Genomic DNA, 12,831 nt, shown 5'->3' with positions numbered 1-12,831 from the left:
ATCGCATTAAAGTGTCGCCATCATGAGCCTGCTTCCCCAAGCGCTGGACGCGCTGAACTGCCCGCTGAGCGGCATCAACCTGATCGAAGCCTCGGCCGGTACCGGCAAAACCTGGACCATTGCGGCCCTGTTCGCCCGGCTATTGCTGGAAGAGCGCGACGGCCAGCCGCCGCCCACCGTCGATCAAGTGCTGGTGGTGACCTATACCAAGGCCGCCACCGCGGAGCTGCGCGAACGGCTGCGCCGGCGCTTGAGCGAGCTGGCGCAGACGCTGGCCGGAGAAGGCGAGGCCGGCGGCGATCCCTTTCTGTCGGCGCTGGCGGCGCGTTTTCCGCCCGGTGCGGCGCGGGAGCAGGCCTCGCAGCGGCTCAAGGCCGCGATCACCGGCTTCGACGCCGCCGCCATCTACACCATCCACGGCTTCTGCCAGCGGGTGCTGACCGACGCCGCCTTTGAAAGCAGCCAGACCTTCGAAGCCGAACTGGTCAGCGACGACGAGGAGCGCTTGATCGAGATCGTCGACGACTTCTGGCGGAGGCGGGTGGTGGACGATCCCTTGCTCGCCCAAGTGCTGGTGGACAACGGCGAAACGCCGGACGGCTGGCTGGCGGACATCCGGCCCTATCTGTCCAAGCCCTATCTGCGTATGCGAGCGCCGCACGTGGCCGGCCTGGAGCGCGCCTTGCTCGCGGTGGAGCGGGGCTGGCGGGCGCTGGCGGCGCGGCCGGAAGGCGCGGCGGAGGCCGCCGATCTGCTGCGCGCCGCCGTCGGCTTCAACGCGCGCAGCTACAGCCCGGCCATTATCGAACGCGCCATCGGCGCCCTGGACGGCCTGCTGGCCACACCGGAGACCACCCCGGTGCTGGACAAGGAGAGCCGTCGCCAGCTGGACAAGCTGCTGCCGGCCTCGCTGGCCAAGGGCATGAAGAAAGGCCACGCCGCGCCGGAGCACCCCTTGTTCGCCTTGACGGAGGCCTGGCTGGGGGCCTGGGACGCTTATATGGAAGAGGTGGCGCTGTCGGTGGCGCAACTCAAGCTGGAGCTGATCGCCTGGACCAATGAACAATTGAGCGCGCGCCGCGTGGGGGAGCGCAGCCGCAGTTTCGACGACTTGTTGACCGATCTGGGCGCGGCGTTGACCGACCCGATCAGCGGTCCGCTGCTGGCGGCCCACGTGGCGCGCAGCTTCCAGGTGGCCTTGATCGACGAATTCCAGGACACGGACCCCATTCAGTATTCCATCTTCCGACATTGCTTCGTCGCGCAGCGGCGGCCGGTCTTCCTGGTGGGGGATCCGAAGCAGGCGATCTACAGTTTCCGCGGCGCCGACATCTTCGCCTACCTGGCGGCGCGTAACGACGCGCAACATCATTACACGCTGGACACCAACCGCCGCTCCGAGGCTCCGCTGGTCAGCACCGTCAACGCGCTGTTCGCGCGGGAACTGCCGTTTCTGATCGAGGGCATCGCCTATCAGCCGGTGGCGGCGCAACCGGCCTCCGGCGGGCGGCTGGACATCGACGACGACAGGCCGCCGTTCTGCTTTCAATGGCTGAGACCGGAGCCCGAGGGCAAGGCCGCCAGCGGAGAAGCCGCCGCCGAAGGGGCCGCCGAGGCCTGCGCCGACGAGATCGCGCGTCTGCTGGCGCTGGCCGTGGTCGACCGCGCCGCCATCGTCGCCGGCGAGGCGCGCCGGCCCTTGGCCGGCGGCGACATCGCCGTGCTGGTGTCCACCCATCGTCAGGGAGACCGGGTGCGCCAGTCCTTGGCCGAACGCGGCGTGGCCAGCGTGGCGCTGACCCAGGAGAGCGTGTTCGCCAGCCGCGAGGCCGGCGAGATGCTGGCCTTGCTGCGCGCCTGGGCGGAGCCGGCCAGCGAGGCGCGGCTGCGCGCGGCGCTGGTGACCGAACTGGCCGGGGTCGACGCCGGAGAGTTGCTGGCCCGGGTGGAGGACGAGGCGCGCTGGGAAGCGCAGCTGCAGGCCAACGCCGCCGACCACCTGCTATGGCGGGAGCGCGGCTTCATGGCCGCCTGGCGGCATTTCTTCGCACGGGAACGGGTGGCCGAACGCCTGCTGCCGATGCCGGACGGCGAACGCAGGCTGACCAATCTGTCTCATCTGGCCGAACTGCTGCAGCAAGAGAGCGATCAGCGCCAGGGCATGGCGCCGCTGCTGGGCTGGCTGGAAACGCGGGTGGCGCAGCCGCCGGGCGGAGAGGAGGCGGTGCTGCGGCTGGAGAGCGACGCGGCCCTGGTCAAAATCGTCACCATCCACACCGCCAAGGGCCTGCAATACCCGGTGGCCTTCTGCCCCTTTTTGTGGGGCGGCGCGCTGGAGCGACGCGACGCCGCGTTCTGGCGCTACCACGCTCAGGATCAATCCTGGCTGGCGCCGGACGCCGCGGCCGACGCCGAGGTGAAACTGGCTGCGCGCAGCGAACTGTTGGCGGAGAAACTGCGTCTGCTCTACGTGGCGCTGACCCGGGCGCAATATCGCCAATACCTGTGCTGGGGCTGGGTGCGCGGCATGGAGACGGCGGCGCTGAGCTGGCTGCTGCACGGCCGCGACGCGCGCGCCTTGCCGGAGCTGGAAACGCTGGAACTGGACGACGCCGTGCTCAGACGGGAGCTGGAGGCGTTCGCGGCGACGGCCAACGCCGCCGCGGCAGGCGCTTGCGCGGTGCTGGAGGAGGACGGCGCGCGGCCGGCCTTGGCCGCGCGGCGCGAAACGGGGCGGGATTATCAGGCTCAAGCGTTCACGCGCCGGCTGGCCGCGCCGTGGCGGGTGGCCAGCTTCACCTCGCTGACCCACGCGCAGGCGGCCGGCAAATGGCAGGAGAGCCCGGACCACGACGCGGGGCAGCCCGCGGCGGCGGCGGAAGCGCCGGAGCCGCCGGCCCTGGATCGTTTCGGTTTTCCGCGCGGGGCCAAGGCTGGCACCTGCCTGCACGAGATTTTTGAAACCATCAGCTTCGGCGTGGACGACGCCGGCCTGCGGCAGGCGGTGGAGCGGGCCTTGGCCAAGCACGGCTTCGCGCCGGAGTGGGCCGACGCCGGCTGCGAGATGGTGGCGGCCACGCTGAACGCGGAACTGGATCCGGGGGTGAGACTGGCCGAGGTGCCGGACGGCAAGCGGCTGGTGGAGATGGAGTTCATGCTGCCGGCGCCCAGGCTGGAGGTGGCTAAGCTGGCCGCCATCCTGTCCGCGCCGGAACACGGCCTGGCCGCGCCCTTGCGCGCGGCGGCGGCGCAACTGGACTTTTCCACCGTGCGCGGTTTTCTCAAGGGTTTCATGGACCTGGTGTTCGAGTCCGACGGGCGCATTTATCTGGTGGACTATAAATCCAACCACCTGGGCGGGCGGCGCGAAGACTATCGCGCCGAGCGGCTGGCGGAGTCCATCGCCCAAGAACATTATTATCTGCAATACCTGATTTACTGCGTGGCCCTGCGGCGCTATTTCAGCGCGCGAGGCGTGGACTTCGCCGCCCGCTTCGGCGGCGTGCGTTATCTCTATCTGCGCGGCGTCGGCGCCGACGCTTGCGGGATCTGGAGCGATCAGCCCGCGCCGGCCTTGCTGGAGGCGCTGGACCAATGGTTCGCCGGGCATGCGTAGGAATGCGGAGTGCGCAAGCCGCGGTCATGGGACTAAGCTGAACTATCTGAAGTGGAACGCGGCCGGAAGGGGAGAGTGGCGCCGGGGCGAACCGACAATAACAAGGACGCATCATGTTCGAATCCGCCGAAATCGGCCATAGCATCGATAAAAAGACATTCCGGGAAGCCATGCCCAAATTGCGCGAGGCCTTGCTGGACCTGCAATACGATTTGAAGGAGAAAGCCGATTTTCCGGTGCTGATCCTGATTCACGGCTTCGACGGCGCCGGCCGCGGCGAAACCATGAATCTGATCAATGAATGGCTGGACCCGCGCCTGATCGACACCGTGGCCTTCGCCGAAGCCAACGACGACGCCCGCGCCCGGCCCTGGATGTGGCGTTACTGGATGCAGCTGCCGGCCAAGGGCCGCATCGGCATGTTCTTCGGCTCCTATTACTCCGACGCCCTGTTCGACCGGGTGTTCGCCCGCAGCGACCGCGACGCGCTGGACAAGCAGATCTTCGACATCCTGCGCTTCGAACGCATGCTGACCATGGACGGCGCGCTGGTGCTGAAGTTCTGGTTCCACCTGACCCGGGAGCAGCAGCACAAGCGGCTCAAGCAGATGGAAAAAGATCCGGCCAGCAGTTGGCGCGTGACCAAGACCGATTGGGAGCATTACGAGCGCTACGACAAGATACGCAAATCCGCCGAGCACATCCTGCGGCTGACCAATACCGCCGCCGCGCCCTGGGTGGTGGTGGACGGCGAGGACGCCAATTACCGCAGCCTGACCGTGGGCAACACCCTGCTCAACGCCATCCGCAACCGGCTGGCGCAGGCGCAGGGATCGCAGGCCGAATTGATAGACGCGCCGCCGCTGCTGGCGCCGATAGACAACAAGCTGTTGCTGGACACCCTGCAACTGGACCAGCCCATGGACAAGGCCGAATACAAGGCCGAGCTGGAAAAACTGCAAGGCCGGCTGCACCGGCTGACCCGTCACCCGCGCTTTGCTCAGCATTCGCTGGTGCTGGCTTTCGAAGGCAACGACGCCGCCGGCAAGGGCGGCAGCATACGCCGCATCACCCAGGCGCTGGACGCGCGGCGCTACCGGGTGGTGCCCATCGCCGCGCCCACCCAGGAAGAAAAGGCCAAACCCTGGCTGTGGCGCTTCTGGCGTCATATGCCGGGCAAGGGCGGCATCACCATTTTCGACCGCACCTGGTACGGCCGGGTGCTGGTGGAAAGGGTGGAGGGCTTCGCCAAGGAGGCGGACTGGATGCGCGCCTATTACGAAATCAACGATTTCGAGCATCAGCTGAGCGAAAACGGCGCCGTCATCGTCAAGTTCTGGCTGGCCATCAGCAAGGACGAACAGATGGCGCGTTTCAAGGGCCGCGAGGAAACCGGCTTCAAGCGCTTCAAGATCACCGAGGAAGACTGGCGCAACCGCGACAAATGGGACGCCTACAAGCTGGCCGTCAGCGATATGGTGGACCGCACCAGCACCAGCAAGGTGCCGTGGACGCTGGTGGAGGCCAATAATAAATACTATGCCCGCATCAAAATTCTCAAAACCATTTGCGATGCGCTGGAAGCCCGGCTTGCTTGAGCGCGGCGTCCGGCTGATCGCCTTGCTGCTGGCGATGCCGGCCGCGGCCGCGCCCGGCTTGCGCGCCGGCGTGGCCAACGACAGCTTCGGCCCTTTGTACAGCGCCCAGGACGGCGCGCTGGCCACCCAGTACCGCGCCGCGCTGGAGCTGATCGGCCGGCACAGCGGCGTCCGCTTCGAACTGGAGTACTATCCGTCGTCGCGGCTGCAGCAATTGTTCGAGGTGGGCAAGGTGGATGTGGAAGTGGGCGTCAATCCGTCCTGGCGCGCGCTGTCGCCGGTGGCCGGTTTCTACACCCGGCCCATCGACGTGCAGACTCTGCGGCTGTGCTTCGCCCCCGGCAAGCGGCGCAAGGGCGCGGCGCCGGCCAGCCTCAGCGGCCTGAGTCTGGGTGTGCTGCAGGGGCGCAGCTACCCCGTGCTGGAAGCCGGTTTCGCCAGCGGGCAATTCAAGCGGGTGGAGGCCGCCAGCGAAAGCGATCTGATCAGCGGTCTGCGCCAGGGCAGCATGCAGGCCATCGTCTTGAGCCAGCGTCAGCTGGACTTGCTGCTGAACCGCGCGCCGGAGGCGCAGCCCTGCGCGGCGGGCGACGTCGTGGGCAGCGTGTCGGTGATGCTGCGCCTGCATCCGCAATATCGGCAACTGTTGCCGCAATTGGACAAGGCGATTCAGCAGCTGCAAGATAGCGGCAAATTGCGCTGAAGCGCTTCGAGTCTACCCATTCCGGCTCCGCGTCGCGGAGCGCAAAGCATCCGGATTCCAAGCCATGTCTGTCCAGCAAGCCCTGTTGCCCGCCGAACTCGCCCACTTGTTCGCCCGTCTCGATCCCGGCGTGGACGAGGCCGCGTTGGCGTTGATCCACGAACTGGCCAGCGCCAATCAGGCCGGCCATGTCTGCCTGCCGCTGGCGCAGCGTCCGGAGCGCAAGGCCTTGCAGGGCAGCGCGCTGGTCGGCCGCCCCGGCGACTACGCGCCCCTGATCCTGGACGCGGCCGGCCGGCTGTATTTCGCCCGCCACTGGTTCGACGAAGCGCGGCTGGCCGAGCGCCTGGCCGCGTTGGCCGAGCCGGGACCGGCGCCGGACGGCGCGCGCTTGCGCCCTTTGCTGGAGGCTTTGTTCGGCGCGGCGTCCGCGGCGGGTCCGGACCGGCAGAAGCTGGCGGCGGCCCTGGCGGCGCGTCAGCGCCTGATGATCATTTCCGGCGGTCCGGGCACCGGCAAGACCACCACCGTGCTCAAGCTGCTGGCCTTGCTCGCCGGCCTGTCGCCGCGGCCGCTGGTGATGGCGATGGCGGCGCCCACCGGCAAGGCCGCCGCGCGGCTGTCGGAGTCGGTGCGCGGCGCGCGCGCGCGGCTGGACCTGGCCGAGGATACGCTGCGGCAATTGCCGCAGCAGGCGCAGACGCTGCACCGCTTGCTGGGCTTGCGCCCGGGCGCGGCGGCGCCACGCCATCACGCCGGCAATCCTTTGCCGCTGGACGTGCTGGTGGTGGACGAGGCGTCGATGATAGACCTGTCCTTGATGGCGCGCATGGTGGAGGCCTTGCCGTCGCAGGCGCGGCTGATTCTGCTGGGCGACCGCGATCAGCTGGCCTCGGTGGACGCCGGCGCGGTGCTGGGCGATTTGTGCGCCGACATCCATTACCGTCCGGATACTCTGGACTGGCTGCGGGCGAACTGCGGCGAAACCCTGCCGTCGACGCCGGGCGCGGGCGGCAAGCTCACCGATTGCGTGGCGTTGCTGACCCACAGCCATCGTTTCGGCACCGATTCCGGCATCGGCGAACTGGCGCGGCGGGTGAACGCGGGCGACGGCGTCGGCAGTTGGGCGGTGTTGCAGGACCCGGAGTGGGGCGATGTGGAAGCGGTGCCGGCCTTGGAGGCGGCGGAGGTGCTGGCGCGCTGGCGGCCGTATTGGCGGGCGGTGCGCGCGGACGCGCCGCTGGCCGAGCGGCAGCAGGCTTTCGCCGGCTTCATGCTGCTGGCGGCGGAACGGCGGCAGGTGGAGGCCTTCAATCTGCGCGTGGAGCGGCAACTGGAGGCCGACGGCGACAAGCCGGCCGGCCGCGACTGGTATCCGGGGCGGCCGGTGATGATCAGCGAGAACGATTACGGCCTGGGCCTGTTCAACGGCGACATCGGCTTCACGGTGCAGCGCGAGGCTGGCTTGCGCGTGGCCTTTCCCGGCGACGACGACGGCTGGCGCGAATTCGCCCCCGGCCGGCTGCCGCAGCACGACACCGTGTACGCGATGACGGTGCACAAAAGCCAGGGGTCCGAGTTCGGCGAGGTCTGTCTGCAGTTGCCGGAAGCGGCGGGGCCCTTGTTGAACCGGGCGCTGGTGTATACCGCGATCACCCGGGCGCGGGAGCGCTTCCTCGTGTCCGGCGCGCAGCCGGTGTGGGAACAGGCGGCCGTCGCGGCGCCGCAGCGTTACTCGGGGCTGGCGGATAAATTGAAATGACAAAGTCGTTAAATGGTCTGAATGGAAGGTTTGCCGAAGCGGCCGCCGAGACAATTCCGCAACATCCCAACGCAAAATAATCTGTTTATTTGCCGGCTGTTACGCCAGATATAGTCAAAGCCCAAGAAGCATCCTAAGATGCAGCCTTCCCGAAACACATCGCAGCGGAGTCGGCAATGCAAGTGGATGCGGTTCTGGCCTATCTCGACAAGATCACCCGTTTTGATCGTCAGCAGTTCACGCCTTTGTACATCGGCAAAGAGCGCTTGGGCTGGGTCAACGCGGCGTGGAAGGAACGCTTGCTGAACAGCGAATCGCAGCTGTTCGAGGAGCAATACCAGAAACTGCATTGCCGGCTGGACGGCAGCTACCGCAGCATCAGCCACGCGCTGGCGCAGGCGGCGCGGCGCTGGCAGCAAGCCGGCTGGCTCAATGGCTGGCGCAATGAGAACTTCACCGCCTTCCGCCACGACGGCTCCCCGTATTTCGAGCTGGAACGCGCCGCTTTCCGCCCGCTGGGCCTGACCAGCCGCGCCGTGCACCTGAACGGGCTGACCCGTTTGCCGTCCGGCGAAGTGCGGATGTGGGTGGGGCGCCGCAGCCCGCACAAGGCGGTGGACCCCAATCGCATGGACAACCTGGTCGGCGGTGGCGTCGCCGCCGGCGAAACCATAGAACTGGCGCTGGAGCGCGAGGGGTGGGAAGAAGCCGGCGTGCGCCGCGAGCAGGTGCGGGATTTGCCGCAATCCAGCTTGCTGCTGGCCGAGCGCCCGGTGCAGCGCGGCCTGCACCGCGAATGGATTTACGCTTTCGATCTGTGGCTGGATGCGGGGGAGACGCCCTGTAACCAGGACGGCGAGGTGGCAGAGCACATCCTGACGCCGTTCGCCGAAGTGGAACGCCTGCTGTTGGAAGAGCGCTTCATGATAGACGCGGCCCTGGTCGCCAGCGATTGTCTGGCGCGCCACGGCTATTGGGGAGAGCGCACCCCGACGATAGACGCCGCCTTGGCGCGCATCCGCCACCCTCAGCGCAGCGATGTGCACGCCTTGACCTCCTGCTGATTCCCTTGCCGCGCCGGGACGCTCTTCACAGTGGCCGGCGCGGCTCTCTCGCTATTGTTCTATCCGTTTATATTACATCTGCGTGAATTAATTCAGGAATCTTTGCCTGATGCCGCCGGTAATGGGTAGAATCATTCTCAAGAGCGGAAAAATCCGTCAATAAATGCCAAGGGCCCTTGGCCCGCGCTGTTTCCCGCGTCAAATACTCGTGTCGTTAAGCGCCGCCGTCCGCGAAACGGCGCTTGCTTCGCGTAAAATTATGTCAATGGTTTGTTTTTGGCGAAATCAAGGAAACATCGGCATGGCGAGTTTCTCACTTTTTGCCGGCGGTGAAAGCGGACGCCGCGGCCTTGGGGGGCGCAAGGGGGATGTATCGTTTGAAACTGATCTCGGAGCAGTTCGGCGTTGACGACAGCGGGCCGCTGCATCCCAGCCAGGAACAAGCGCGGCGGGCCGCGCTGGTGATGTGGAACGTTTATCGCGGCCAGCTGCGCATCGAGATTCACCGCGTGGTGGACCTGCGCAGCCGCAAGACGGAAAAGCTCGAGGAGTTGTGCTGACTGTCGCGTTTTAGCCAATGTAGTTGCCTACAAATCAACCCTGTTCGCGTTTATTGGCTGAATATGACAAATGCGGGCATGGTCGACGCCAACTTTCCATTGCGCGATTTTCAGCGCTTGGCTATTGTCCTACTTCCCATTAAACCCAAAGCAGGCGCGGCTCAAGAGGCGGCCTCTGCACTGGAGCGATCTTTGTTCAACTGGTTCGAAAAGCGGATCCATCCGTATCCCGACACGTCCCCGGCCCAACCTCCCAAGGGCTTTTTCCCATTTTTGTGGTTCTGTACCCGCGGCCTGCGCGGCCTGATTGCGGCCGTCATTTTGCTGACCGCCGGCATCGGCGCCTTCGAGGCCTTGCTGTTCTCCATGCTCGGTTCCGTCGTGGACTGGCTGAGCGCGGTCAAGCCCGCACTGTTATGGGACGCGCAACGCCATAATCTCTTGCTGCTGGCGGGCATTCTGCTGGCCAGTCCCTTGCTGATCGCCGTGCAGGCGCTGATCAAATACCAGGGCCTGTCCGCCAACTTCCCCATGCTGCTGCGCTGGAATTTCCACCGCCACCTGCTGCGGCAGAGCATGAATTTCTATCAGGACGAATTCGCCGGGCGGGTCTCCGCCAAGGTGATGCAGACCGCGATCGCGGTGCGGGAAACGGTGATGATCGTCGCCGACATCCTGGTGTTCGTGGTGATTTACTTCGTCACCATGATCGCCGTGGTCGGCAGTTTCGACAGCCGTCTGCTGTGGCCCTTCCTGGCCTGGCTGGCCTTGTACGTGGCCACGCTGTACTTCTTCGTGCCGCGTCTGGGCCAGGCCGCCACCGCCCAGGCCGACGCGCGCAGCCTGATGACCGGCCGCATCACCGACGCCTACACCAATATCGCCACGGTGAAGCTGTTCTCGCACGCTCAGCGCGAGGCCGGCTTCGCCCGCGGCGCGATGCAGGAATTCTTGGCCACCGCCTATCGCCAGATGCGTTTGATCAGCGGCTTCGAAATCATCAACCACAGCCTGAGCATGTTGTTGATCGCCAGCACCGCCGGCGCCACCTTGTGGCTGTGGAGCATGGGCGAAGTCGGCGTCGGCGCGGTGGCGGCGGCCACCGCGATGGCGCTGCGCCTGAACGGCATCTCGCACTGGATCATGTGGGAGATGGCTTCGCTGTTCGAACAAGTGGGCACGGTGCAGGACGGCATCGCCACCCTGTCGCGCCCGGTGCTGGTCAATGACAGCGCCGACGCCAAGCCCTTGGCGGTGAAGCAGGGCGAGATCCGTTTCGATCAGGTGGATTTCAGCTACGGCGGCAGCAAGAGCGTGATCGAACAGCTGTCGCTGACGATACGCCCGGGCGAAAAGATCGGCCTGGTCGGCCGCTCCGGCGCGGGCAAATCCACCATCGTCAATCTCTTGCTGCGCTTTTACGATCTGGACGGCGGCCGCATTCTGATCGACGGCCAGGATATCGCGCGGGTGACGCAGGACAGCCTGCGCGCCCAGGTGGGCATGGTGACGCAGGACACCTCGCTGCTGCACCGCTCGGTGCGCGACAACCTGCTTTACGGCAGGCCGGACGCCGACGACGCCGCGATGGAAGCCGCCGCACGCCGCGCGGAGGCGCACGACTTCATCCTGACCTTGACCGATCCCAAGGGACGCGTCAGCTACGACGCTCATGTCGGCGAACGCGGGGTCAAGCTGTCCGGCGGCCAGCGCCAGCGCATCGCCATCGCCAGGGTGATGTTGAAGGACGCGCCCATCCTGCTGCTGGACGAAGCCACCAGCGCGCTGGATTCGGAAGTGGAAGCGGCGATTCAGCGCAGTCTGTATCGGCTGATGGAGGGCAAGACCGTGGTGGCCATCGCCCACCGGCTGTCCACCATCGCGGCGATGGACCGCTTGATCGTGCTGGACAAGGGGCGCATCGTGGAAGAGGGCGACCACCGCAGCCTGCTGGCCAAGGGCGGCCTGTACTCGCGGCTGTGGGCGCATCAGAGCGGGGGCTTCCTCGGCGAAGAGGACGACGACGCAGCGGAGCCGGTGGCGACGCTGGCCTGAGGCCGAGCCAAGGCCAAGGCGAGAGAGCGGGACGCGCAAGCGGCCCGCTTTTTTCATTGCGGAGACGGGAAGACGGCTGCGGCGACGCAGGACGCGTTTAGACGAAAACACGGTTTCGGCGCGCGTCGCGGAAAAATAATGGGAAAAAGCGGAAAAACGGAAAATACTGAGATGTTGTGGCGCACCCGACAGGGATCGAACCTGTGACCTTCAGCTTCGGAAACTGACACTCTATCCAACTGAGCTACGGGTGCGCTGTGCTTGCTTTGAGGCAGGCCCGCATCATAGCGCAACTTCCTTACCCGAGTCCAGTGTATGGTTTTGCCTTGCCTTCAGGCTTACCGTATAATTATCCTATTTTAAATGTCATTAATTCCAGGCGAGGCTCGTAATGAGTAATGAGAACGGAATGGCTCCCGGCCAGGTCATCAAAGTGCTGGTTGGCGTCGTTGTCTTTCTTGTAGTGGCAATCTGGCTTTTGGCCAAGTTGGCTACCAGCGGTTACAACGTGGATGCCGAAGTAATGACCAAGGAGGCCATTGCGTCTCGCCTGAAACCGGTCGGCGAAGCCAAGGCCAGCGACGCGCCTCCGGGAATGCGCACTGGCGAACAGGTATATAAAGGCATCTGTATTTCCTGTCACGGCACCGGCCTGGCCGGCGCGCCCAAGTTCGGCGACACCGCCACCTGGGGTTCGCGCATCGCCAAGGGCTGGGACACGCTGACCCTGCACGCGCTGCAGGGCTTCAACGCGATGCCGGCCAAGGGCGGCGCCACCGACCTGAGCGATGACGAAGTGAAGCGCGCGGTAGCCTATATGGGCAACTCCGCGGGCGGAAAGTTCACCGAACCGCCGGTGGGCGGCGCAGGCGGCGCGGCCGCGGCTGCGGACCCGGCCGTGGTGGGCAAGAAAATCTACGACAGCGTGTGCATGGCCTGCCACGCGGCCGGCATCGCTGGCGCGCCGAAGTTCGGCGACAAGGCGGCCTGGGCCGAACGTCTGAAGCCGGGTCTGGACGAAGTGGTCAAGATCGGCATCAAGGGCTTGAACGCGATGCCGGCCAAAGGCGGTTATACCGGCAGCGACGCCGAGTTCCGCTCCGCCGTTGAGTACATGGTGAATAATTCCAAATAAGCCGCGGATCAACGCAGCAAAAAACGCCTTGCACGGTTGCAAGGCGTTTTTTATCGCCCAAAATTGGGGGTTTCTATGTTTTTGGGAAAATTTTGACCGGATGAAATGGCAATGTGCTATGTCAACAAAACCCCGCTGTAACAAGGGACAGGTGCTCTGGCGGGGCGCATGGTGCATGATGAGCCCATCTGTTTAGGTCGTGAAGCGTCAGGCGCTTCGCGGCTTGGTGTGGGGATTCAGTGGCTTTCCACTTTCGCTTCACCCAGAGATGTTCCTCATTCTTCATATGGCGCCGCTGGCGCCATTTTCTTTTGCGCGTCGCGCCAGCCAGGATGGAC

Annotated in this window: 8 protein-coding genes and 1 tRNA gene; 8 read left to right on the top strand and 1 reads right to left on the bottom strand. The window is 65.6% G+C overall.

Features of this window, described 5'->3' with window-relative positions:
- The first annotated feature begins 22 nt into the window (after positions 1–22).
- The 7 genes from recB (at position 23) to ACODSD_RS04650 (ending at position 11,358) form a co-directional block, all read left to right on the top strand.
- Positions 23–3,616 (top strand): exodeoxyribonuclease V subunit beta, encoded by a 3,594-nt coding sequence (gene recB / locus ACODSD_RS04680; RefSeq protein ID WP_488876885.1) that lies wholly within the window; start codon positions 23–25, stop codon positions 3,614–3,616.
- Positions 3,617–3,729: 113 nt separating this feature from the next.
- Complete coding sequence (pap, locus tag ACODSD_RS04675) at positions 3,730–5,214, top strand: polyphosphate:AMP phosphotransferase (RefSeq protein ID WP_486635905.1); 1,485 nt, start codon at positions 3,730–3,732, stop codon at positions 5,212–5,214.
- Positions 5,189–5,917: a substrate-binding periplasmic protein gene (locus tag ACODSD_RS04670; RefSeq protein ID WP_253313687.1), complete on the top strand. Its 729-nt coding sequence runs from the start codon at positions 5,189–5,191 to the stop codon at positions 5,915–5,917. Before pap ends, ACODSD_RS04670 begins: the two co-directional genes overlap by 26 nt.
- A 64-nt stretch (positions 5,918–5,981) precedes the next feature.
- Positions 5,982–7,679: an exodeoxyribonuclease V subunit alpha gene (gene recD, locus ACODSD_RS04665; RefSeq protein ID WP_488876884.1), complete on the top strand. Its 1,698-nt coding sequence runs from the start codon at positions 5,982–5,984 to the stop codon at positions 7,677–7,679.
- 176 nt (positions 7,680–7,855) lie between these two features.
- Positions 7,856–8,743 (top strand): NUDIX hydrolase, encoded by an 888-nt coding sequence (locus tag ACODSD_RS04660; protein WP_107800641.1) that lies wholly within the window; start codon positions 7,856–7,858, stop codon positions 8,741–8,743.
- 368 nt (positions 8,744–9,111) lie between these two features.
- Entirely contained in the window at positions 9,112–9,303 is a 192-nt protein-coding gene (locus ACODSD_RS04655) for a hypothetical protein (RefSeq protein ID WP_048409471.1), read from the top strand.
- Positions 9,304–9,495: 192 nt separating this feature from the next.
- Positions 9,496–11,358 (top strand): ABC transporter ATP-binding protein, encoded by a 1,863-nt coding sequence (locus ACODSD_RS04650; protein ID WP_107800640.1) that lies wholly within the window; start codon positions 9,496–9,498, stop codon positions 11,356–11,358.
- Between the two features lie 177 nt (positions 11,359–11,535).
- Here ACODSD_RS04650 and ACODSD_RS04645 read toward each other — a convergent pair.
- Positions 11,536–11,612 (bottom strand) — tRNA-Arg (locus ACODSD_RS04645).
- Positions 11,613–11,881: 269 nt separating this feature from the next.
- Between ACODSD_RS04645 and ACODSD_RS04640 the strand changes: the two genes are divergently transcribed.
- Complete coding sequence (locus tag ACODSD_RS04640) at positions 11,882–12,493, top strand: c-type cytochrome (RefSeq protein WP_488876883.1); 612 nt, start codon at positions 11,882–11,884, stop codon at positions 12,491–12,493.
- Positions 12,494–12,831 lie beyond the last annotated feature (338 nt).

It is taken from the genome of Chromobacterium sp. FG22, assembly GCF_057809415.1.
Note: the sequence above shows the minus strand (reverse complement) of the source record. Positions and strands in the feature narration are given on the sequence as shown.